This is a genomic window from Kaistia defluvii, assembly GCF_026343955.1.
GTDB lineage: Bacteria > Pseudomonadota > Alphaproteobacteria > Rhizobiales > Kaistiaceae > Kaistia > Kaistia defluvii.
This window is the reverse complement of record NZ_JAPKNI010000003.1, coordinates 143,124-165,119: the sequence shown is the minus strand read 5'-3', so window position 1 is coordinate 165,119 and position 21,996 is coordinate 143,124. Positions and strand designations below refer to the sequence as shown.

The window sequence follows — 21,996 nt, the reverse complement described above, 5'->3', positions numbered from 1 at the left end:
GACGACATGATCCGTGCCATCCATCGCTGGCCAGGCCTTCTGGCCGCTCTTTTTCTGCTGGTCTTGAGCCTTAGCGGTGCAGCACTCTCGCTGTTTCCCGCCGCCGAACGGTTGTCCGCCCCGCAGGCCGAGGCAGGGCTTTCCGTCGGGACGCTGGCCGGACGTATCCTCGCCATCCACCCTCAAATAGAACAAATACGTCGCGCGCCCTCCGGCAAGATCACCGCCTACTGGTTCGAGGATGGGGTGCCTCAGGCCGCCATCATCGATCCCGCAACAGGGCTGGGTGTCGCCTCCAGCGATCCGAATACCGTCGAGCAGTGGCTTACCGGTCTGCACCGGTCGCTCTTTCTCGGTGACGGCGGGCGTATCGCGGCGGCAGTGGGCGCTGCCGCCATGCTGGTCCTGGCTGTGTCCGGCACCATGCTCGTCGCCCGCAGGGCCGGCGGCTGGCGGCGATGGTTCGCGCCGATACGCGGGCCGCTCGCCGGAAGATTGCATGTCGAGATCGCGCGCGTCGCCGTCGTGGGCCTCGTCTTGTCCTCGGTCACTGCATTGTGGATGACGGCGTCGACATTCGATCTCCTTCCCGACGCGGCCACGTCTCCCGTTGCCCGGATCGAGGCGAGCGGCCGGGCCGGCATGGCCGCATCGCATATGGACCTGCTGAAACGGACACCGGTCACCGAACTGCGCAGCCTGGCGTTTCCCGATCCGGCCGATGCGACGGATGTCTTCACGCTCAAGACCGATCGCGGCACGGGCTATCTGGATCAGGGCACCGGCGTGCTGCTGGCCTGGAGCGACCTGACCGGATGGCAGCGTCTCTCGGAGACCATCTATATGCTGCATACCGGTCGAGGCGCGGCCGCCTTGGGCCTCGTGCTCGGCATGATGGCGCTCGGCGTGCCGGCGATGGCGGGCACCGGCCTCATCCTGTGGCTGGCGGGTCGGCGCGGGCGGCCACGAATTCACGGCAATGTAACGGCTGGACGTGCGGAAACGATCCTGCTTGTCGGCAGCGAGAGCGGCAGCACATGGAGCTTCGCTGCGACACTGCACGCCGCGCTGACGAAGCTCGGGCAGGCGGTTCACACCGCGCCGATGTCGTCATTCGATCCTGAGCGTTACCGGCATGCCCGGCGCGTTCTCATCCTTGCGGCAACCTATGGCGATGGCGATGCGCCCGCTTCGGCGCGGGAGTTCCTCGATCGCCTGCAAGCCCTGCCGGCCGAACCGGCCATTCCAGTGGCCGTGCTCGGCTTCGGTGACCGCAGCTTCCCGGCCTACTGCGCTTTTGCCCAGGTCGTTGCGAGGGCCGCCGAGGCGCGAGGGTGGAGCACGCTCATCCCATACGAAACCGTCGACCGGCAGTCGCCGCAGGATTTTGCCCGTTGGGGACGATCGCTGGGCGAGGCGATGGGGATCGGGCTGGAGCTTGTCCATCGGCCAGCCTTGCCGGCGGCCTCCCCACTGACCCTCGTTTCGCGACGCGAATACGGCGCGGAGGTGCAAGCACCGACAGTGATCCTGCGGTTCGCGCTGCCCAAAGTCCCCTTCTGGCATCGGTTGGCCGGGCGTGGCTTCGGTCGGTTTTCGGCAGGCGATCTTCTCGGCGTGCTGCCCGAGGGCTCGTCCGTTCCCCGGTTCTACTCGCTGGCTTCGGGACGGCGCGACGGCTTCATCGAGATCGTCGTGAAGAAGCATCCGGCGGGGCTCTGTTCCGGGCAGCTCTTCAATCTGGAGCCAGGATGTGCCGTTCGCGCATTCATCCGAACCAATCCCGGCTTCCATGCCGGCAGGAGCAAGACACCGCTCATCCTGATCGGAGCTGGAACAGGAATAGGGCCGCTGGCGGGCTTCGTGCGCGCCAATGCGCGCCGCCGTCCGATCCACCTGTTCTTCGGAATGCGTCATCCTGCCAGTGATTTCCTCTACAAGGACGAACTGACGCGCTGGCATCGCGAAGGACGTCTTCGCCGGCTCGTCGGGGCCTGCTCGCGTGGGCGGATGCCGCGCTATGTCCAGCACGCCCTTCTTGAGGACGCTGCCCAGATCGCGGCCCTGATCCGCGGCGGCGCGAAGGTCATGGTCTGTGGTGGGCGGGATATGGCCGTCGGCGTTTCGACGGCGCTTGCCGAGATTCTCGCGCCGGCCGGATTGACGCCGGCCCTGCTCAAGGCGGAGGGACGCTATGTCGAAGACGTCTACTGATCCGATGAGGCATGCGCTCAACGGACCCACCATGGGAACGCGCTGGTCCGCGCTGTTCTACACAGAGGCAGGGTTCGATCCGGAGCCGGTTCGGCACGCTCTTCAGGCGGAAATGGACGAGGTGGACGCGCAGATGTCTACCTGGAAGCCCGACAGCGCCCTGATGACGTTGAACGCCGGTCCCGTCGGCGACTGGATCGAGGTGCCGGCGCGTCTGGCAGACGTGCTGCGCTTGGCGCTTGAAATCGGTCGTGCGTCCGGCGGGGCTTTCGATATCGGCGTGGGCGATGCTGTCGGCGCCTGGGGTTTTGGCCCGCAAGCGGCCGACCGGGCCCTAATCCAGAAGGCACTCGCGACATCGCGCCAACCCGCCCATGCGGCGCTCGAGCTCAATCCTGTTCACGCGACGGTGCGAAAGCGCGCGCCGATCGCCATCGACCTCAACGGCATTGCCAAGGGATATGGCGTCGACCGGCTGGCCGCGATCCTCGGGCGCTTCAGCATAACTTCTGGCCTCGCGGGAATTGACGGCGAGATGAGGGCGCTCGGTCTGCGTCCCGGCGGTGAGCCTTGGAATATCGCCATTGAAAGTCCCGACACGGCCCGTCGAGCGCCGCACTCCATCCTCGCTTTGCAGGAGGCTGCGGTCGCTACCTCTGGCGATTACCGGCATTGGACTGTCGTGAACGGTCGCCGTCTCTCGCACACCATGGATCCGCGCCGTGGCGCGCCGCTGCTGTCGTCGCCCGCTTCGGTCACGGTCGTCGCGCGAACCTGCGCTGAAGCCGACGCCTGGGCGACCGCGTTGACGGTTCTCGGCCCGACGTCCGGGACCGAGCTTGCCCAGCACCTTGGCCTAGACGTGCTGTTTCTTCTGCGCGACGCCTCGGACGGAGTCAGACCGATAGCGACAGGGCCTCTTTTCTCGGCAGGCCAGGCGCTCCAAGTGTCGGAGGGTGAGAGGCAGGTCCCGCCGATTATGAAAGCGCCCGCCTGCAGGTTTGCAGGCGGGCGCGATGATCATGGATTCGTCGGCGACGATCATCCAGACATGGCGGGGCCGTATTTCAGGCTGTGAGGCTTCATCGTCCAGCAAAAGGAGCATTTCACCTCGTTGTCGCAAAAGAGGGTTCTAGAGGGATATGGAGTAGATGTAGTTCTCCGCTTCGTCGTTCTTGGCTCTGCACTGCAAGCGTATCGGCGGCCCGTAGTGTTTCTCTGCGCACCTGCCTGCAAGGTTGGGGCGACCTCACCGTTATACAAGGAAATCCAGCTCTCCGCGCGGCTTCCATCCGGCGAGGTAGGCGATCCAGCATGAGGCGGCCGAGCCGAATTTTGAGGGAGATGCCCAGGATTTCCGCGATTCGCTGGAAATCCCCGAGACGGTTTCATACCGGTCGTGGTCGAAACAGCCTTCACGATACGAGGCCCGCGCATTGTCCTTGGCGTCATCGGAAAGCTCGTCGAGCCGATAGAGGGTCGTTTCGATGATCTCAGGAATCGGGGGCGCCTCCATCGAGAACCTGGGCAAGCCAGCCATCGGTGTAGATCCAGGCGATGGTTTCGCCGGTGGCGAGATCGAGGACATGCGCGCCGCCGCCGAAGCCGTCGAGGCGCGGCCGCGAACAGGTGTTGGCATATTGGAAGCCCCAGCGGCCGGAGAGACCGAACGCCGCCGCGCACCGCTGGACGAACTGGATGACACGCGCGGGATCGCCGGTGGCATCGTCGCGCATCCAGAGCTGCGTGCCGCCATGCTCGGACTCGATCGAAAGGAGAAAGCTTTCCGATGGCGGGTCTTCGGCGGCGTTCTCGGCGGCGAGCGTGTTGTAGATTTCGAGCGCGCGAGCGGCATTGTCGGGCGTGCCCACGTCGAGCAGGCAGGAAAAGCGGGTGAAATATTCGGCCATGACTGGCTCCTGAAACGACGAAACCCGGCGCATGGCCGGGTCGAATGGATGAAAGAGCGTGGCGGAAAGTCAGGCGGCGAGCGGCAATCGCAGAAGCGCGGCGACCGTCTCGCGCCACGGCGCATCGACCAGCCGCGCTTCGAGTTGGCTGGCGCGGTAGCGATATTCGCGAGCCGGGCCGTGCTCGCCGCGACCGGCCGCGGCGAAGGCGGCGCCACGCAGTTTGCTGGCCTCGGTCACGATCTGGCTGGCCTCGGCGTCGGATGCGACCGGCTGCTGCCAGAGGATAATCCCGGCTCGGATCGTTCCGGCGAGCACGAGCCCCTGATCGCAATCCTGAATGACCATGATGCGCGGGCGAAAGCGCAGCATGTCGTCGGTTCCGGCGCGGATGTCGCCGCCTGCGAGACGGCGGCCGGCGAGCGACATGGCCTCTTCGGGCGACGGGCATTCGCCGATGACGAGGATATGGTCGAAACCATCGGCTTCATTGCTGCCGTCGTAGCTGGCGGTGCCGATGCAGGAGATGCGCAACGGGAATTTCTGTGCGCGCTGCAGGGTCGGCAGGACGTGGCGGGCGAGAATGGCGCCGATCGAGGCGACGCGGGATTGGCGAGAAAAGATCATGGGATTCACTCCGCGACGGTCGGCGGAAGCCTCTCCTCCACCTCGTAACCCGTCACGGCCAGGCCGTCCGGCCTCTGCCTCTCTCCACTCTGGAAGGTTGGCTGTGGCCAGCATGAAAAATGCGCCCCACCGGATGATGGGGCGCATGTTTCGATCAGTCGGCCGCGACGAGCGCGACGTGCTCGTCTTCAGCCTCAGCGGCTTCATCCTCGTCACCATCGCCTGCCAGGAAGTCCGGCAAGGTCTCGCCGTCACCGGCATCGCCAGCATTCGCGGCGTCACCGTCGACGTCCACCAGGCGCAGCGGCTCGGGCAGCCAGCCGGTTTCGGCCAGCAGGCGCTCGGCTTCCTTCGCCATGTCGCCCTTCTTCAGATGGCTGATGAGCTGGGCGGCGCGCTCGCCCGCACCTTCGCGGACGGCTTCGAGGATGCGCGGCTTGGTCACGCGGCCGAGATAGTTGTCGACCGTGGGCCTCCAGCCGGCGTCGGCCACCATGTCGAAGCCGGTAGCGCGGGCGATGCGATCGGCACCGGAGAGGCGACGATCTAGTCCGAACTGCGAGACGCCGGAACCGCTGTGCGGATTGGGCCGCTCGTAGAGGGCGTTGACGCCATAGCTGACGCAATGAGCCAACAACGCCATCCGGCTGGCGTCGTCGAGCGCGGCGATCCAGTCCCAGAGCGCACCTTCGTCGGAGGGCACATCGGCCTTCCAGGCGTCGAAGCGTTCGTCGATGGCCTTGGCCGAGGGCGTGTCGCTGAGATCACCGCCCTGCACACCGAAATGCTGCTGGCGCACGGAGATCTCCATGCAGCCGGTCGGCGCCGAGTAGTGATAACGCTGCATGACCATGCGGTGCAGGAGCGCCGTCATCGCCACATGCGGGTTGTTGGCGAGCGCGTCGTGGAGCGCGAGCGTGCGATGGGCGGTGAGTTCGATCACCAGCCGTTCGGGAAGCGGCTTGATGCTGTCGTCCTCCTCGTCCTCCGCATCGACCGGCTCGCCGCCGATGGTGATGACGGCGCGCTGCACGCCGACCTGGGCCGCGACCGCGCCGCCTTCGGCATCGGACTCGCCATCGCCGGCATCCTCCTCGCCGTCGACGGTGACGAGCGCCTCGTCCTCGGGACGAACGTAGCCGCGCGCAACGACAAGCTCGCCGGCGCGGTCGATGCTGATGAAGACGCCCGCGCGGGCGATCTCGGCAGCGTCATAGATGGCCGGGCGGTTCTCGAAGGTGCTCAGCGCGGCCTCGATCTCGCCGAGGCGCGTGTCGATGTCATCGGGCAACTCGTCGTAATCGGCGTGTTCCGCCTCGAGCCGCTCATATTCCTCGCGCAGCGCCTCGCGGGTGGCGCGTTCCTCCTCGCTCAGATCGGGGAACGTGCCGGTCAGGACGCGAAGGCCGCGATCATGGCCGTAGGGCAGATCGGTATCGACCTCGATCCACTTCCAGCCTTCGGCCGCGACTTCATCGGCGATGGCTTTGAGCTTGTCGGAGACGAGCCGGTCGAGCAGCGCGGGGTTTTCCAGCCAGCCTTCGTCCTCGTCGGAGAAGAGATCGCGCAGCATCACGCCGCCGGCCTGCTCATAGGCTTCGACTCCGACGAACTGCGCGCGCTTGTCATCGGTCGGCACGGTCGTCTCGGTGAGAAGATCGCGAATATTCCAGGGCTGGCGATTGTGCGAACGCTGGATCGCCTCCCAGACCTGTTCCTGTCGGGCATGATCCGGGTTGACGGTGAACGCCTCCAGCATCGCCAGAGTCATCTCGCTGCGTGCATAGGCGTCCAGCAGGGACTGCGCGACGCGGGCGAGCCGGAGCCGCTGGGCGATATAGCGCGGCGTGGTGCGATAGGCGTCGGCGACTTCCTCCTTGGACATACCGCCATCGACCATGCGCTTGAACGCCTTGAACTGGTCGAGCGGATGCAGCGCCAGCCGGATGACGTTCTCGGCGTAGGAATCGTCGACGGCCGAGGTCTTGGCATTGGCCTTCTTGACCAGGCAGGGCACCAAGCCATCGGCGGGGAAGCGGCCTGCCGCGACCAGGCGGGCGATAGCGCGGTAGCGCCTGCCGCCGGCCGGGGTCTCGAAATCGCCGGTCTCGGCGCCGGCATCGTCGAGGACGGCACGGACATTAAGGCCCATCACGAGGTCTTCGCGGCGGTCGATGTCCTGGGTCAGCTCATCGAGGCCCTGTTCGACGTCGATCTCGCGGACATTGCTGTCCGAAAGCCTGATACGGTTGAACGGAATGTCGCGCGCGCGCGAAAATTCGATCATTGGGGCGACGGCGGGGGTCTGCTTGCGTGCGGCCTTGGCCATGGTCTTCACTCCATGACGGACTCCGTGAGGCTCTCTCTCGGATCTCAATCCGTCACGAAGCGAAGCGCCGCCCTCTCACTCTAGGAGGGCAGCGCCACGCGCCATGCTCGCGGGATTGTCGCAGACGCACGCATCCGGCTTTCCGTATTTCCGGCTTTCAGCCGATCAGATTCCGCACATCCCCTCACATTCGTTCTGCCAGAGATCGAGCTGGCCGTGGCCGGCCGCCGTCGTCAGGTCCGCTTCCTCCAGCGGCACCGCAGAGCGGTGAAGATAGACTTCGCCACGAATGCCGCGAAGGCCAGTGCGGATCATGGCGTCGAGCGACACGGCGTCGTCCCACGCCTCGGGATCATTGTCGCGCAGGCTCCGCCATGCGGCATCCGAATGAAAGGGACAGCCTATGCAGGCGCTCTTGGGTGGCCGGGGATAGTCGTGGCGCTCCAGCCAGCGCAGGCAGTCGTGCCGGGTCATGCCCCGCTCGATCAGTGGCCAGCGGTTGACCTGCCAGTCCTCGAACGACGGCTTCATGCGCAGCGCCTCATCGAGTGAAATGCCGATCCATTGCTCGGAGACCGGCGATCCAGGCGAGCGCCGTCCGGCTATGCCGAGCAGATCGCGCACCTTCCGGCGGATCGGCACGATCTTGTAGGAAGAGGTGCATTGCCGGCGGATCATGCCGACGCCGATGCGCTCGGTTTTCAGAATGCGGGAGCCGACGGGAACGAGGTCGCCGTTATCGTCCTCATCATAGACGGGCAGCTCGGAGCCGGCGGGCGTGACCGTGCGGGTGAAAGCCGGGATCGAAGCCCATCGTTCACCGCGCGAAGCCGCAATGAGGTCTGCACGCAAATTCCCGGCTGACACGATATGGACGGGGAACGGCAGGACGTTGGGCGTTCTGAGCCAGGCGAGATGCTCATAGACCGCCTTGGGCTCCCAGCCGGTGTCGGCGAAAATCGCGCAATCCGGCATGGGGCCGATTTCACCATGAGCGGCCATCAGGGCGAGCGTGGTGGACTGGACGCCCGCACCGAGACTGAGCACGCGCAACTGTATGTCGGCTGCGAGGCAGGGATCGGGCACGAAGCCGGGGAAAGCGAGCGCGTTCATCACGCGGCCCTCCGCATATCGTCGGTGTCGGGAAGATGCTCGGCATCCGGCAGGAAGGACAAGAGCCAGTCCGCCGCCTTGCTCGCCTGCGAAGCGCAGCGGACGATGGCGCGATTGTCCTCGCGCAGAACTTCCAGCCAGGAGCCGATGTAGTCGGCATGGCGCACGGTCGGGACGATGCCGAGCGAAGCGCAGCAGAATGCCGAGGTCAATTCGGCCGTGATTTCCTCGACCGAATAGAGCTTCGAGCCGAAGGAGCCGGAGAGATTCCGGTTCAGCCGGTGCGCTGCGCCGCTGGCATGACCGAGTTCGTGCAGCGCCGTCCGGTGCCAGTTGATCGGGTCGAAATAGGCGGCCGGCGGCGGCACCTGCACATAGTCGAGAGACGGCACGTAGAACGCCCTGTTGCCACCGATGCGGAAGTCGATGCCGGTCGCCTTGATCAGCGCCTCGACCTGGGGCTCGATCATGCCGGGCGGCGGCGGAGGCACGATCGCCTCGATGTCGTCGGGCAGGTCGTCGCATTGCGCCGTATTGAACACCGTGAAGCGCTTGAGGAATGGGATCGCCTGCGCTTTCTCGCCGGCCTCGAAGGCGCGGCGCTTTTCATCCTCCGGCGTGAAGCGATCGGCATAGACGACGGTGGTGCCGCGCTCGCCCTTGCGGACATGGCCGCCGAGTGACAGCGCCTGCCGAAAGGTGAGCCAGCCCTGACCGGGGAAGCCATGTTCGACGACGGCGCCCCAGAGGATCAGGACATTGATGCCGCTGTAGCTGCGCGCGGTCGCGGCGTTCTTCGGCAGGCCGAGCGGGGCTTTGGCAGCCGAGGTTCCCCAAGGCTGCACCCACGGGACGCGGCCGGCTTCCAGCTCGGCGATGATCTTGTCGGTGATTTCGTCATAGAGGTTCGCCCGGTCGACGCCGGTGCAAGGGGTGCGATCATGTCTGGACATCGCGGTTCTCCGCGACGGGCGCCGGAAGACTCTCTCCCGGTCCTCAACCCGTCACGGAAAACCCGTCCGCACTCTCACTCTACAGGGGGCGTTGCGGGGTCTCCCCGCAGAAGGGGGTGTGCCGGCGACCTCGGCGCCGGCCAGGGGGAAGGCTTTCCCCCTTCACCTCAACTGCTCACCTTGTTCCGGCCTGCTTTCGACGGCGGGCCACAGTGCGAACGCCAGCGCTTTCGCCCATGGTCATGTCACCCAGGCTATGGAGATGAAACGCCGGATGCGATGGCAGCTTCACCGTGAGTTCGAGCTTGCCGCCGATGGCTTCGACATAGCTGCGTAGCGTCGAGAGATACATATCCGCCTGCTTCTCGATCTTGGACACCGACGGCTGCTTGATGTTGAGGGCCGAGGCGATGTCTTCCTGCGCCTTGCCGGCGATCTGGCGAAGCTCGCGCAGACTCTCTACCTCCTGCCGCAATTCCTGATAGCGCGCCTCGATAGCTGCCTGTTCGTCAGCAGGAAGCCCGGCGATGATTTCATTCAGGCTCCGTGCCATCTCAACGTCCCTTCTTTGCGGATTTCAGGCTTTCCACATGCTCGGAAAACCGGAGATCCGCTTTTGCGATGAGCTGCCGGTAGAACCGAGCGCAGATCGACCTCATCTGATGATATCAGTTCGTAACAGTAGACGCGCTCTCTATAGACAGGGTCACCTCCATCCACAGGCAAATGAAAATAGATAACATCAATAACTGCCGTGGCTTCCCGAGTGACGCGGTCTAGTTCTTCCATTTTTCTCTCGACGATGTGATCGATATTCGCCATTCCTTAAGAAGCGAGCAACTCCAAAGCCGCTAATGGCAAGACATATAGCAGCGCCCCCGTTGATCGGCCTTTGGCGCCAGCCTACATGTTATTGGTAGGCGGTAATTGCCGTGGGGGCACTATCCATTCTGCTTCGTTTGTCGCGACGCACCCGGTCCGGCTTTAGGCATAGCCGATCCGAGTTGTCGAACGACATGCGCCATCTGGCGCGGGCACCGGTGGTCGTGCTCATCACTGGGTCTGCAGGATGAGGACACGATGGTTACGATTACTAAGGAAGCCGAGGGCTACCTCGAGGCGCTGGCAGACGAGCTCACGATCTCACCCGCCAGATACGAGCAGGCGGTCGCTCGGTACGAGTCTTTAGGCAAGTGGCTGCATCGTGACGCTTCGAAGGTGAAACAGTACGACCCGCAGGTCTACTCGCAGGGTTCGTTCCGGCTGGGCACAGTCATCAAGCCCGAGGACGAAAACGGCCAGTATGACATCGACTCGGTTTGCGAGTTGACCGCCCTGAAGAAGGAACAGTTGACCCAGTATGCGCTTAAGGAACTGCTTCGGGTCGAGATCGAGGCGTATCGCACGGCACAGGCGATGGTGAAGCCGCTCGGCGAAGGCCGTCGTTGCTGGACGCTCGAATATGCCGACGGTGCCCAATTCCACATGGATATCGTGCCGGCGCTGCCAAATGGCGCGTCCACAAGGTTGTTGCTGGAGTCTCGCGGCCTAGACGCGCAGTGGGCCGGCACGGCGATCGCCATCACGGACAACAAGCACCCACTGTTTTATCAGCCTACCACCGAATGGCCCCGCTCCAACCCGAAGGGCTATGCCAACTGGTTCCGTTCGCGGATGGCTGTGGCTTTCGCGCGCAAGCGCCGCAAGCTTGCCGAAGCGGCCCAAGCCAGCGTTGAGAGCATTCCCGAATACCGGGTAGTCACCCCGTTGCAACAGGCGATCATGATCCTGAAACGGCATCGCGATCAGATGTTCGCGGAACGCAAGGATGTCAAACCGATCTCTGTCATCCTCACGACCCTGTCCGCCCACGCATACGAAGGCGAGGAAACAATCGGCCAAGCCCTCGTTTCGATCCTGGCCAACATGCACCGCTTCATCGACTTCGATGGCGTCCGGTCCTACATACCTAACCCGTCTGATCCACTCGAGAACTTCGCCGACAAATGGGCCGATCATCCGGAACGCCGGGCGGCGTTCTTCGAATGGCTGGAAGCAGCCCGGCGAGACTTCTTCTATGCAGCGCAGGTGACCAGTCGTCAGATGATCACCGACTCCGTTGCTCCCCGCATCGGCCGTGGCCTTGCCGAGAGGGCCAGGGATCGTGCGGCACCAAAGCCGGCTTCATCGCTCCTGCGTCCCGCTACGGCAGCATCCGCCGCCGCGGCTGCACCAACCTTCCCTGCGGCGGCGCGCGTTCCGGGCAAACCGGCAGGGTTCGGCGGCAGATGATCTGGTGGGTTTCGGATCCGGACCGGGGCCTGTCGGAGCGGCTTGCGATCGCTCGGCTCGAGCAGTCTGCCGACTGGCTTCAGAACGCACGGTGGCGCCTCGACGGCCTGAAGTTGCTCCTGGATTTTGAGATTGTCGAAGCCGAATCCAGGTGGCGTCTCGTGATGCACTACCCAGACTTCTTCCCTTCTATCCCGCCGTTGGTATTCAACGCGGACGGCGAGCGCCTATCCGGGCATCAATATGGTCTGTCAGGCGAACTTTGCCTGGAGTATCGACCCGACAACTGGGAGCTTAGTTGGACTGGCGCGATGATGATCGAAAGCGCCCATCGACTACTCGTTGGGGAGAGCGCGGAGCTGGCGGGTCACGGGGTTCCGTCAGCTCATGCCGTATCCGAAGGCCAGCGTCTTCGCGGGAGCTATCTCAGGCTGGTCATACCCGATGAACCATTGCGACTAATCCAGGCGATGGCTGATGGCCACACGGAGCCGATCGAGGTCGAAGAACACTATTATGGCGAAGCCGCGGTTGCCCATCTGACCGCCCTGGGTGGAGACGGTGATCGGATATGGCATCGGAGCAAGCCGGTCTCGACTGCATCCAACTACAAAGGCACCGCAGTTCGTATTCCACGGGGTCTAAAATTTCCGGGACCGGCCACCGAAAAGACCCTGGAGGTTGCCCTCAAGTCTGCGGGCATCACCACTGAATATCCGGCGTGGCCGCCTGGAACCTACCTGCTGGTAGATGACACAACCGCGTGGTTGGCGATGGTCTACCGCAAGGCCGATGGTGTCGTTCAGGATTACGGCTACGCCACGTTTGTTATCGATGCCGACCAACAGCGACTGCCCACCATGAACGCGGCGCTGGCCGACAAACGGATCGCGCTGATCGGATGCGGGTCACTCGGATCGAGAACAGCAGCAATGCTTGTGCGATCGGGTGCCCGGAAGCTCGAACTGTTCGACGACGACATTCTCTCTCCCGGCAACCTGGTGAGGAACGAGTTGGATTGGCGTGGTGTCGGGGCGCACAAGGCCAAGGCACTGCGGGCACGGCTGCTCGAGATTGCCCCCGAGGCGAAGATCACGGTGCAGATAGTGAACCTTGGTGGCCAGGAGAGTTCCGAGTGGACCGCCACCGCGCTGGAGACGCTTTCCAACTGTGACCTGATCATCGACGCTACGGCGGACGCGACTGTTTTCGGCCTCGCTGCTGCTGCCGCGAGATTCAAGGGCCGTCCAATGGTATGGGGCGAGGTGTTCGGGGGAGGGATCGGCGGAATCGTTGCGCGGTCCCGACCCGGTCACGATCCGGCTCCCGACGTGGCGCGCCGCCAAATCTTGACGTGGTGTGACGGCAAGGGCGTCGAGTGGGAGATGCCCTCTCGACAGATGGAGTACGGCATCCTGCGGGCAGATCAGGCCCCGTTGATCGCAGACGATGCCGACGTTTCCGTAATTGCCAGTCACTTAGCGCGGCTCGCGATCGACACGCTTCGCGGCGGGGGGAGCCAGTTCCCCGCACCGGCGTATGCAGTCGGCCTCGGGGAAGGTTGGATATTCACTGCCCCATTCGATACGCACCCCATCACCTATACCGGCACGGAAGGCTGGGACGCGGGATCGTCGCCCGACGAAGTGAAACTGAAAGAGCTCGTGACCCTCCTCTTCCCCGAACAGGCCCAAGATGCAGATCGCCCTGCCTAGCTCTGTTCGCAAGAAGATTTGCAAGGAACTGTCCTTATCAGGGCGCCGGGAAACCGGGGGGTTGCTGCTTGCCGAGCAACTCGACGACGAAGGGCGATTTCGGGTCGTGGACGTCACTGTGGACCCGAGGGGCGGCGAGAGCGCGTACTTCGAGCGTCGTCCGGAACTGCACGCACAGGCACTGGAAGCCTTCTTCGAGAAGAATGGCAACGACTTCAGTCGTTTCAACTACTTGGGGGAATGGCATTCCCATCCACGCTTTCCGGTGAGCCCCAGCACGACCGACATCAGGACCATGCAAGCGATGGTCGAGGACGCCGGAAACATCGACTTCTCGGTCTTGATGATCGTTCGGCTGCGGATGTTCGTGATGCTGCAGGTGGGAACGTACCTGTTCATGCGCGGCCAAAGTCCGCAACGCGTCGAGATGATCGACGACCCGGTGTCACGACCGAAAAGAAGATTCATCTGAAGGCGTCGGCAATTGGAGGGGCGACATGTCTAAGACTGCTATTCCACCAAAAGTTGCAAATGCGCTTTGGGCAAAGGCTGGGGGGCGGTGTCAGTTTCGTGGATGCAACAAGCTCCTGATCGGTGACTTGATCGCCGGCAAGCGTACGGGCAAGTTCGGTTATATCGCCCACATCGTCGCCGACGAGGCTGGAGGTCCCAGGGGTGATCCCGTGAGATCGCCACTGCTTGCGCAAGACATCGACAACCTGATGCTGATGTGTCCCGTCCACCATAAGGCGATCGATGTGGACTATCTGGCCGACTACCCCGAGGATGTCCTCCTGGCCATGAAAGCGGAGCATGAGGACCGCATCGAGATCGTTACCGACATGGATGTCGACCGTGTCTCCCATGTCGTCAGGTTCGCGGCGACTATTGGCCAGCGTGACTCCTTGGTAACAACCCGTTCGATCTTCAGCGCCATGCCTCCGGATCACCATCCCGCCGAAGGCCGGACAATCGACATCGAGTTGATCGGGTCGGAGCGCAAGGATCACGAAGAAGTCTACTGGACCGAGCAGAACGAGAACCTCGAGCGCCTTTTCGCCCGCAAAATCAAGGAACGCATCGAGCAGCGGGAAATTCGCCAACTCAGCGTCTTCGCGTTGGCGCCGCAGCCGTTGCTCATCCGTCTCGGGACGCTTCTTGGCGACATAGTACCGGTCTCGGTGCATCAAAAGCACCGCGAACCGGACACCTGGAAATGGCTGCCCGACCAGCCGCGCATTGCCTACAAAGTCAACGAGTATGGCGGCAGGAAGGACGTGCCGGTCGCGTTGAAGTTGGCCCTGAGCGCCACGGTGAATGACGACCGCATTACCTCGGTATTGGGCGAAAATACTGCCATCTGGTCAATTACCTGCGACCAGCCCGGCAATGACATCATGCGACGGAAAGACGACCTCGCCGCCTACAAGCATTTGCTGCGCGACCTATTCAACCGGATTAAGGCTTATCACGGGGAAGGCGTGTTGTTGCATGTCTTCCCGGTAGTGCCGGCGTCCGTAGCGGTTGAGACGGGGCGAGTATGGATGCCGAAAGCGGATCTCGCGATGAAACTCTACGACCAGAACCGAACTGCGCAGGCTTTTGTCCCGACGATCACGGTCGGCTAGTAACCAGCGGCAGGGGGCCGGCGCCTCCCTGCTAATATGCGCCCCGAAGAGGGCTGGAATTAGTTATTTGCCACCTGATCTCACGGGGAACCGCCAGCGACGAGCCCCCTCAGTGTACAGATTGTCCCCCATTCACGCCAAGCGCAAGGTCTTATGACTTCGTAGTGCCGCGCCTGGCCGATTTTGGACCTTCCGAGAGAGCAAGGTCACCAAGGTGCTGTATTGTGACCGGCGGTCGAGACGGCAACTTGACGATAAGCTCCAACTTCCCGCCGATTGCCTCCACATAGCCGCGCAGGGTCGACAGGTACATGTCGGCTTGCTTCTCGATTTTCGAGACTGAGGGTTGCTTGATCTTGAGGGCAGTCGCGACGTCTTCCTGCGCCCTTCCTGCGATCCGCCGCAGCTCTCGAAGACCCTCTACTTCCTGCTTGAGGTCCTGATAGCGCGCTTCGATCTCCTCCTGCTCGCCCGGAGGCAGACTGGCGATTATATCGTTCAGGCTCCGCGCCATTTTACTTTCCCTTCTTTCCGGGTTTCAGTTTTTCCAGATGTTCGGAAAACCTGAAATCCGCTTTGGCGACCATACGACGATAGAAGAATTTCTGACTTCCGCCGGATTTGTCGCCGGCGACGAGCAGGATTGCCCGTCGCTGCGGGTCGAAGGCGAAGGCTGCGCGCCATTCGCCGTCGGCTGCTTCAAAGCGCAGTTCCTTCATATTTGAGTGCTTCGAACCTTTGAGCGTGTCCGCATAGGGCCGGCCAAGCTGAGGGCCGTAATCGGCCAACAGCTTGGTGACGGCGATCAAGGCGATGCGAACGTCGCGCTCGTAGGCCAAAACCTCAGCTTCGAAGGCTGCATGGAATTGGACTTCCCACATGATATAGCTTTCAGGCTATGTTGCGTCAACGGGAAGGACCCGCGGCGCATGCGGCGAGGCCGATGTCGAACGTCGGCAGCTTTCCGCCCAGGCGTCGAGGTCGGTGACTGCATAGCGGACATAACGGCCGAACTTGTAGAACGCCGGTCCGCTGTCGAGGGAGCGGTAGCACTCGAGCGTATGGGCATCGAGGGCGAGATAGCGCGCCGCAGCCTCGGTATCGACGAAGCGAACCGGACCGGCGTCGTCCACGAATGTCGCTCGCTGCAACAGCTCGGTCGAAGGCCAGCTAGATCCACGGCGCGCCTGTTTAGACATGTTTCACCTCCTTGGTGGGCACGGGTTTGGTGCCCGGAGGCGTGGCGCGATTTTCGCCGGAACGATGACGATAGGGGCGATAGTTCCCCAGGCGCGTCCTAGACGTGTAGCTACCGTCTTCGAAGCCAAGCGGTTTCCCATCCGGCGCCAGTCGGGCCGGGGGCGCTGCTTCGGCCGGAGCTGCCGCAACGACTTCCACCGGCTGCTGGATCACGAGGGCGGGTGGAGTGGTGGGTACAGGGGCGCTGGCCACCACGGATTGCCGCCGCTGAGCCACCGCCTCGGCCGCCGCCCTTACCGGATCGTCTTCCGTGTGGACGTAGCGCATGAACATCGTGACCGTCTTGTGCGCCGTGAGGGCCATGCCGACCTTCACCGGGATTCCGGAATTTGCGATGTCGGTCGCCGCGCGGTGGCGAATGCCATGCGTTCCGATGTGCTGCACTCCTGCACGCGAGAGGATGCGCCGCCAGCCATGATAGTAGGTGTGTTTTGACATTGCCGCTTCGGGGTCGAAAATCGAAGGGCAAACGAACGGCGAACTTTCTAGTCGAGGCGCGGTCTCGAAAAGGCGCAGAGCCTCGGCGCTCATGGGCTTGGACATTCCGCCGGTCTTGCTGTCTGGCCAAACAACACGGCGATTATCGAAATCAACCCACTCCCAACGCATCTCGAGGATTTCGGACATGCGAGCCGCAAACTCGAACTGAAGCCGAACGGCGAGCAAAATGAACGGGTGTTCCAAGCCCTCGGCCTCTGCACGGTCGAGGTACTCATAGAGTTTCCGCAATTCCGCGTCGGGGATAAGCCGTGTCTTTCCGCGCTCGGGGAATTTGGGAATGTGACGGCACGGATTGGACCCATCCGGTCGAAGGCCCCACACCTCGGCCATGTTGAACATCTTCCGCACGGCGGCGAGCACCCGGTTGGCGTTCGTCGGGCTTTTCGACATCTTCTTCATCAGATGCGCGATGTCCGCGCGCGTCACGTCGGGCACCTTGAGCTGCCCCAGGATCGGAAGAATGTAGCGCTTCCCGTATCCACGGTTCGACTTCACCGTCGAAGGTTTATTCCGGCCCTCCGAATACTCCGTGATGAAGCGATCAAACAGCTCCTTCACCGTAAGCGCTTTGCGCGCAGCCTCGCGCTCCGCGCTCGGATCGACACCGCGTCGGACCTCGGCCAACCAATCCTGAGCGATATTTCGAGCCTGCTCGACGGTCACTTCGCCGTAGCGTCCGATGGCGGGCTTTCGGCGTTGACCGTTGTTCGCAACGTAGGCCAGCATGAAGGTCTTGCGACCTGTCGGCGTAACCTTTACCAGAAACCCAGGGACTATCGTGTCCCTGAGTTCGTAATCGCGCCCCTGCGCACTCGCGGCGTCGACAGCGGTCTTTGTGAGCTTGATTTTGGGCATTCCCTAACCTCCGTTGAGGCTGGAAATCAGGTGCAAAATAGGAGCACCTAGAAATCCAACCGTGGCGTAAATCCGGTTAGGTATGGATGATGCGATATCCGAGAAAAGCTAGTGCTTGCAATCGGTTATCGGGAAATCGGATACCCCCGGATAGATAAAGGATAGGGGATATTCGGTCTCTCAAAATCCGGTTCCGAAAGGAGTGTCGGTTCGATTCCGACCGCCCGCACCATCTTCAAATCTTCTGGCTGCGTCCATTCCGATCCGGCTTCATGTCGCGCATCGTCCCAGCCCCGGGGCGGCGATCGACGGTCGTGAGCCCCGCCGGCCCGCTGCGGTGGGAAAGAGGCGATGGGCTGTGACGGTGGACACTGGACCGGCTCGGTCGCCGGGTCGATAAACTGCTCTCCATGGAAAACGCAGGCACTCCCATACCCGTCTCGGCTGACGGCCCTGGCGACGCGACGGAGGCGAGGCTCGCGGAGGTCGCGGTCGCGCTGCGGCGTTCCCAAGCCGTATTGCGGCAGATGAACCGGCTGCTGGAGCAGGCGAGCGCCAATGTCTTTCACGAGGCGATCCGGCTACCCGGACCCTGATCGCGCAGGTATCGGCTCAACCGACGGCACAGACATCCGAACGGACGAGGAAGCGGCGCTCGCGGCCATTGTCGAGCGAAAACATGCCGCCCCGGCCGTTGATCGCGTCGATCGTCAGTTGCGTGTGTTTCCAGACCTCATATTGCGCGGCGCCGATATAGAAAGGCGTGTCGCCGATCGTGCCGAGCAGCACGTCGCGGTCACCGAGGATGAAATCACCGCGCGGATAACACATGGGCGACGAGCCGTCGCAGCAGCCGCCGGATTGATGGAACAGGACCGGACCGTGATCGGCGATGATCTCGTCGAGCAGTTCTCGTGCCGCCGGGGTCGCGGTGACACGGTCTTCGGAATGCTGTTCCATGACGGCCTCCATTTGCGCTTCCTGGCGATCCCGCTGGAAAAGGCACCGCGCGGAGCGCCCGCGCGGTGCTAGTCTGGGGAGGAGCCCTGTCAGAAGAAGCCCAGCTTTTTCGGCGAGTAGCTGACCAGCATGTTCTTGGTCTGCTGGTAGTGATCGAGCATCATCTTGTGGTTCTCGCGCCCGATGCCGGACTGCTTGTAGCCGCCGAAGGCCGCATGCGCCGGATAGGCGTGGTAGCAATTGGTCCACACGCGGCCGGCCTGGATCGCCCGGCCGAAGCGGTAGGCGCGGTTGCCGTCGCGCGTCCAGATGCCGGCGCCGAGGCCGTAGAGCGTGTCGTTGGCGATCGAGAGCGCTTCCGCATCATCCTTGAAGGTGGTGACGGAGACAACCGGTCCAAAGATCTCCTCCTGGAAGATGCGCATCTTGTTGTGGCCGCGGAAGACGGTCGGCTTGACGTAGTAGCCGCCGGCGAGGTCGCCCGGCAGTTCGTTGCGCTCGCCGCCGATCAGCAGCTCGGCGCCTTCCTTCTTGCCGATGTCGAGATAGGAGAGGATCTTTTCCAGCTGCTCGCTGGAGGCCTGGGCGCCGATCATCGTGGCGGGATCGAGCGGGTCGCCCTGCTGGATCGCCGCGACGCGCTTCAGCGCCTTCTCCATGAAGCGGTCATAGATCTTCTCGTGGATCAGCGCGCGGCTCGGGCAGGTGCATACCTCGCCTTGGTTGAGCGCGAACATCACGAAGCCCTCGATCGCCTTGTCGAGGAAATCGTCGTCCTCGGCCGCGACGTCGGCGAAGAAGATGTTCGGCGACTTGCCGCCGAGTTCGAGCGTCACCGGGATCAGGTTCTGCGAGGCATATTGCATGATCAGCCGGCCGGTCGTCGTCTCGCCGGTGAAGGCGATCTTGGCGATGCGCGGGCTGGAGGCGAGCGGCTTGCCGGCCTCGAGGCCGAAGCCGCTGACGACGTTGAGGACGCCCGGCGGCAGAATGCCGTCGATCAGGTCGAGCAGGACCTGGATCGAGGCGGGCGTCTGTTCCGCCGGCTTCAGTACGACGCAATTGCCGGCGGCGAGTGCGGGCGCCAGCTTCCACACGGCCATCAGGATCGGGAAGTTCCACGGAATGATCTGGCCGACGACGCCGAGCGGCTCGTGGAAATGATAGGCGACCGTGTCATGGTCGATCTCGGAAATGCCGCCTTCCTGGGCGCGGACGGCGCCGGCGAAGTAGCGGAAATGGTCGATCGCGAGCGGCATGTCGGCGGCGGTCGTCTCGCGGATCGGCTTGCCGTTGTCCCAGGTCTCCGCCAGCGCCAGCGTCGCGAGGTTTTCTTCCATGACGTCGGCGATGCGGTTCAGCATCAGCGCGCGCTCAGCGGCGCTGGTGCGGCCCCAGGCGTCCTTGGCGGCATGGGCGGCGTCCAGCGCCAGCTCGATGTCGGCGGCCTCGGAGCGCGCGATCTCGCACAGCACACGGCCGTTGACCGGGGACGTGTTGTCGAAATAGCGGCCCGATACGGGCGGGACGCGCTTGCCGCCAATATAGTTGTCGTAGCGGGGTGCGAATGGCGCCTTGGTGGCGCGGGTGAATTCCGGCTTGTTCATGAAGACCTCCCTTGGTCGACGCTTGAACGGCGTCATGAGAGAAAGGTCGGCCCTCCGGCGGCTTCTGTCAGCCCGGCTGCAAAGGGTTGGGACGTGCAACTGTCTCAGCTTTGCGACACTGTGCAGTGCAATACTCAGTGGGGACGTTCGAGGCCGAGTTTGCCCAGCTTGCGGTGCAGGGTGGCGCGCGAGACGCCGAGGTTGCGGGCCGCCGCCGTCACATTGCCGCCGGAGCGCAGCAGGGCCCTTTCCAGGATGATCCGCTCGGCATGCCGCAATCCGTCGTCGAATCGGGTTTCGTTGGCGGGGTCGCCGAGGGGTAGGGGCTGGCCGATCAGGGCTTCGCGATGGCGGTAGGCATGGCGCGCGGCGCGGGTGGCGCCGATGACGATGTCATCCCTGTCGATCGCGAGCAGCGCGCTCGGCGACCACTCCGCGGTCGGCGCGACCAGGATGCGGGCATCGGGGAAGGCCAGGCGGAAATTCTCGGCCTCGATCCGCCGCGTCGCCTCGCCGACGGCGATGGCGACGAGATTGACGAGTTCCTCGGTCAGGTCGGTGCGGCAGGAGGAAACGTCCAGCGCGGCGGCCAGGCGGCCTTCATGGTCGAAGATCGGCGCCGTGGTGCAGGAGAGTGCGGTATTGCGCGAGTAGAAATGCTGGTTGCGGTGGATGGTCAGGGCGCGCTGCTCGACGAGGCAGGTGCCGATGCCATTGGTGCCTTCGCTCTCCTCGCTCCAGATGCATCCCGTCCAGAGGCCCCAGTCTTCGAAGGTGTCGGCGTCGGCGTCGCCGCAGCGGCGCTCCACCGGCATCCCGTCGGCATCCGCGAGCAGGACGCAGCAGCCCATGCCGCCCACGGCGAGATAGAGCCTGTCCAGGCTCGACTGAGCCGCGCGCAGCAGCGGCTCCATGCGCTGCCGCGCGACCGCCAACTCCTGCTCGCCGAGACGGGTCGGTTGCCGGCGTTCAGCCGGGTCGAGCTGATGCAGCCGGACGGAGCGCTGCCAGGATGCGACCAGCGCCGACGTCGCTGCCTCGCCCGATCGGATGGCGAGCTGAATCCTGTCGGCATGCTGTACGATTTCCGGCTTCGACATGGCCTCCTCCCAGATGGCTTCTGCTTCAGCGTCGCTTCCCATATCGGCGTATTTGGGGCGGCCCGTCCGCCTCGATCGGGGTCTTACCGGACCGTCCGCGGGAATATCGGCAAGATTGCCATCTTGCGGATCGTCGAACAACCTGCGGCTGAAAATACGGACAGGAGGCGCGCGGCCGGCGGCGGAATATTGGCGCGAAAGCGGGTGGATGGACCATCGACAAGGATCGCACCGGAAATTATCTATAAAACATGAGCAAGCCGAAAGAAGAGACCTTGGCGGTCCGGATCAGTCGCGCACTGGCCGATCGCATCATAGCGGGCCAGATCGAGCCGGGATCGCGGCTGCGGCAGGACCATGTCGCAGAGGAATTCGGCGCCAGCCATGTGCCGGTCCGCGAGGCGTTTCGCCGGCTGGAGGCGCAGGGCCTTGCTGTCAGCGAGCCGCGCCGGGGGGTGCGGGTTGCCTCGTTCAACCTGGCCGAAGTCAAGGAAGTGGCGGAAATGCGCGCCGCGCTGGAGGTCCTGGCGTTGCGCCACGCCGCCCCCAATCTGACGGCCGCCATTCTCGACGAAGCCGAGGCGGCGACGAAGGCGGGAGACGAATCGCGCGACGTCCGCTCCTGGGAAGAGGCGAACCGAAGCTTTCATCGCCTGATTCTGACCCCCTGCGCCATGCCGCGCCTGCTGGCCTCGATCGACGACCTGCATGCGGCAAGCGCGCGCTTCCTGTTCGCCGCGTGGCGCGCCGATTGGGAGGCGCGGACAGATCACGATCATCGCGCGATCCTCGCAGCCTTGCGCAGCCGGCAGGTCGATGCCGCCTGCTCGACGCTGGCGGGCCATGTGCAGTGGATTGGCCGGCGCCCGGTCCCGGCCTCCGGTGGCAAGGTTCGCGAGGCCTTCGCTATCGTTGGCTAAGAATTATAGATA

20 protein-coding genes and 1 pseudogene are annotated in these 21,996 nt (G+C 63.7%); 7 read left to right on the top strand and 14 right to left on the bottom strand.

The features are described from left to right. The first annotated feature begins 6 nt into the window (after window positions 1-6). Window positions 7-2,214, top strand: coding sequence for a PepSY domain-containing protein (locus OSH10_RS08790; RefSeq protein ID WP_029075259.1), 2,208 nt, complete (start codon window positions 7-9; stop codon window positions 2,212-2,214). Next, window positions 2,195-3,142 (top strand): annotated as a pseudogene (locus OSH10_RS08785) (FAD:protein FMN transferase); the annotation flags it as partial. The gene OSH10_RS08790 and the pseudogene OSH10_RS08785, both read left to right, overlap by 20 nt. A gap of 327 nt (window positions 3,143-3,469) precedes the next feature. On the opposite strand, the gene OSH10_RS08780 reads toward OSH10_RS08785, so the two are convergent. The 7 genes from OSH10_RS08780 to OSH10_RS08750 form a co-directional block, all read right to left on the bottom strand. After that, window positions 3,470-3,754 (bottom strand): hypothetical protein, encoded by a 285-nt coding sequence (locus OSH10_RS08780; RefSeq protein WP_425402353.1) that lies wholly within the window; start codon window positions 3,752-3,754, stop codon window positions 3,470-3,472. Continuing rightward, the gene (locus OSH10_RS08775) at window positions 3,708-4,124 is read right to left on the bottom strand and encodes a hypothetical protein (RefSeq protein ID WP_029075261.1); all 417 of its coding nucleotides are present in this window, start codon (window positions 4,122-4,124) and stop codon (window positions 3,708-3,710) included. The genes OSH10_RS08780 and OSH10_RS08775 overlap by 47 nt, the downstream gene beginning before the upstream one ends. 69 nt (window positions 4,125-4,193) lie before the next feature. Continuing rightward, window positions 4,194-4,751, bottom strand: a complete 558-nt coding sequence (locus tag OSH10_RS08770) for a hypothetical protein (protein ID WP_029075262.1) — start codon at window positions 4,749-4,751, stop codon at window positions 4,194-4,196. Between the two features lie 154 nt (window positions 4,752-4,905). Beyond that, on the bottom strand, window positions 4,906-7,080 hold the full coding sequence (locus OSH10_RS08765) for a ParB/RepB/Spo0J family partition protein (RefSeq protein ID WP_029075263.1): 2,175 nt from the start codon (window positions 7,078-7,080) through the stop codon (window positions 4,906-4,908). Between the two features lie 165 nt (window positions 7,081-7,245). Further along, complete coding sequence (locus OSH10_RS08760) at window positions 7,246-8,193, bottom strand: hypothetical protein (RefSeq protein WP_035830975.1); 948 nt, start codon at window positions 8,191-8,193, stop codon at window positions 7,246-7,248. Then, a complete protein-coding gene (locus tag OSH10_RS08755; protein WP_029075265.1) occupies window positions 8,193-9,146 on the bottom strand; it encodes an ArdC family protein in 954 nt (317 codons plus the stop codon). The genes OSH10_RS08760 and OSH10_RS08755 overlap by 1 nt, the downstream gene beginning before the upstream one ends. Before the next feature lie 175 nt (window positions 9,147-9,321). Beyond that, complete coding sequence (locus OSH10_RS08750) at window positions 9,322-9,699, bottom strand: XRE family transcriptional regulator (RefSeq protein ID WP_084639941.1); 378 nt, start codon at window positions 9,697-9,699, stop codon at window positions 9,322-9,324. A gap of 527 nt (window positions 9,700-10,226) precedes the next feature. On the opposite strand from OSH10_RS08750, the gene OSH10_RS08745 reads away from it, so the two are divergent. The 4 genes from OSH10_RS08745 to OSH10_RS08730 are packed head-to-tail and all read left to right on the top strand — an operon-like array spanning window position 10,227 to window position 14,781. Then, complete coding sequence (locus tag OSH10_RS08745; RefSeq protein ID WP_029075266.1) at window positions 10,227-11,438, top strand: nucleotidyltransferase domain-containing protein; 1,212 nt, start codon at window positions 10,227-10,229, stop codon at window positions 11,436-11,438. Beyond that, window positions 11,435-13,153, top strand: a complete 1,719-nt coding sequence (locus OSH10_RS08740) for a ThiF family adenylyltransferase (RefSeq protein ID WP_029075267.1) — start codon at window positions 11,435-11,437, stop codon at window positions 13,151-13,153. The genes OSH10_RS08745 and OSH10_RS08740 overlap by 4 nt, the downstream gene beginning before the upstream one ends. Next, entirely contained in the window at window positions 13,134-13,625 is a 492-nt protein-coding gene (locus OSH10_RS08735) for a Mov34/MPN/PAD-1 family protein (RefSeq protein WP_029075268.1), read from the top strand. The genes OSH10_RS08740 and OSH10_RS08735 overlap by 20 nt, the downstream gene beginning before the upstream one ends. A 25-nt stretch (window positions 13,626-13,650) precedes the next feature. After that, window positions 13,651-14,781: an SAVED domain-containing protein gene (locus OSH10_RS08730; RefSeq protein WP_029075269.1), complete on the top strand. Its 1,131-nt coding sequence runs from the start codon at window positions 13,651-13,653 to the stop codon at window positions 14,779-14,781. Between the two features lie 151 nt (window positions 14,782-14,932). Here the strand turns inward: OSH10_RS08730 and OSH10_RS08725 are convergent, their stop codons facing one another. The 7 genes from OSH10_RS08725 to OSH10_RS08695 form a co-directional block, all read right to left on the bottom strand. Then, the gene (locus OSH10_RS08725; RefSeq protein WP_029075272.1) at window positions 14,933-15,295 is read right to left on the bottom strand and encodes an XRE family transcriptional regulator; all 363 of its coding nucleotides are present in this window, start codon (window positions 15,293-15,295) and stop codon (window positions 14,933-14,935) included. A 1-nt stretch (window position 15,296) separates the two neighbouring features. Beyond that, window positions 15,297-15,665 carry a type II toxin-antitoxin system RelE/ParE family toxin gene (locus OSH10_RS08720; RefSeq protein WP_029075273.1) on the bottom strand — a complete coding sequence of 123 codons (369 nt, stop codon included), beginning with the start codon at window positions 15,663-15,665 and terminating at the stop codon, window positions 15,297-15,299. A 12-nt stretch (window positions 15,666-15,677) separates the two neighbouring features. Then, window positions 15,678-15,980 (bottom strand): helix-turn-helix domain-containing protein, encoded by a 303-nt coding sequence (locus OSH10_RS08715; RefSeq protein WP_029075274.1) that lies wholly within the window; start codon window positions 15,978-15,980, stop codon window positions 15,678-15,680. Next, window positions 15,973-17,397 (bottom strand): tyrosine-type recombinase/integrase, encoded by a 1,425-nt coding sequence (locus tag OSH10_RS08710; RefSeq protein WP_029075275.1) that lies wholly within the window; start codon window positions 17,395-17,397, stop codon window positions 15,973-15,975. The genes OSH10_RS08715 and OSH10_RS08710 overlap by 8 nt, the downstream gene beginning before the upstream one ends. Window positions 17,398-18,009: 612 nt before the next feature. Beyond that, window positions 18,010-18,357 carry a DUF779 domain-containing protein gene (locus tag OSH10_RS08705; protein WP_266331325.1) on the bottom strand — a complete coding sequence of 116 codons (348 nt, stop codon included), beginning with the start codon at window positions 18,355-18,357 and terminating at the stop codon, window positions 18,010-18,012. A gap of 89 nt (window positions 18,358-18,446) precedes the next feature. After that, window positions 18,447-19,964 carry an aldehyde dehydrogenase gene (gene adh / locus OSH10_RS08700; RefSeq protein ID WP_266331324.1) on the bottom strand — a complete coding sequence of 506 codons (1,518 nt, stop codon included), beginning with the start codon at window positions 19,962-19,964 and terminating at the stop codon, window positions 18,447-18,449. Window positions 19,965-20,098: 134 nt separating this feature from the next. After that, window positions 20,099-21,064, bottom strand: coding sequence for a GAF domain-containing protein (locus OSH10_RS08695; protein ID WP_266331323.1), 966 nt, complete (start codon window positions 21,062-21,064; stop codon window positions 20,099-20,101). 251 nt (window positions 21,065-21,315) lie between these two features. Between OSH10_RS08695 and OSH10_RS08690 the strand changes: the two genes are divergently transcribed. Beyond that, complete coding sequence (locus OSH10_RS08690) at window positions 21,316-21,984, top strand: GntR family transcriptional regulator (RefSeq protein ID WP_266331322.1); 669 nt, start codon at window positions 21,316-21,318, stop codon at window positions 21,982-21,984. Window positions 21,985-21,996 lie beyond the last annotated feature (12 nt).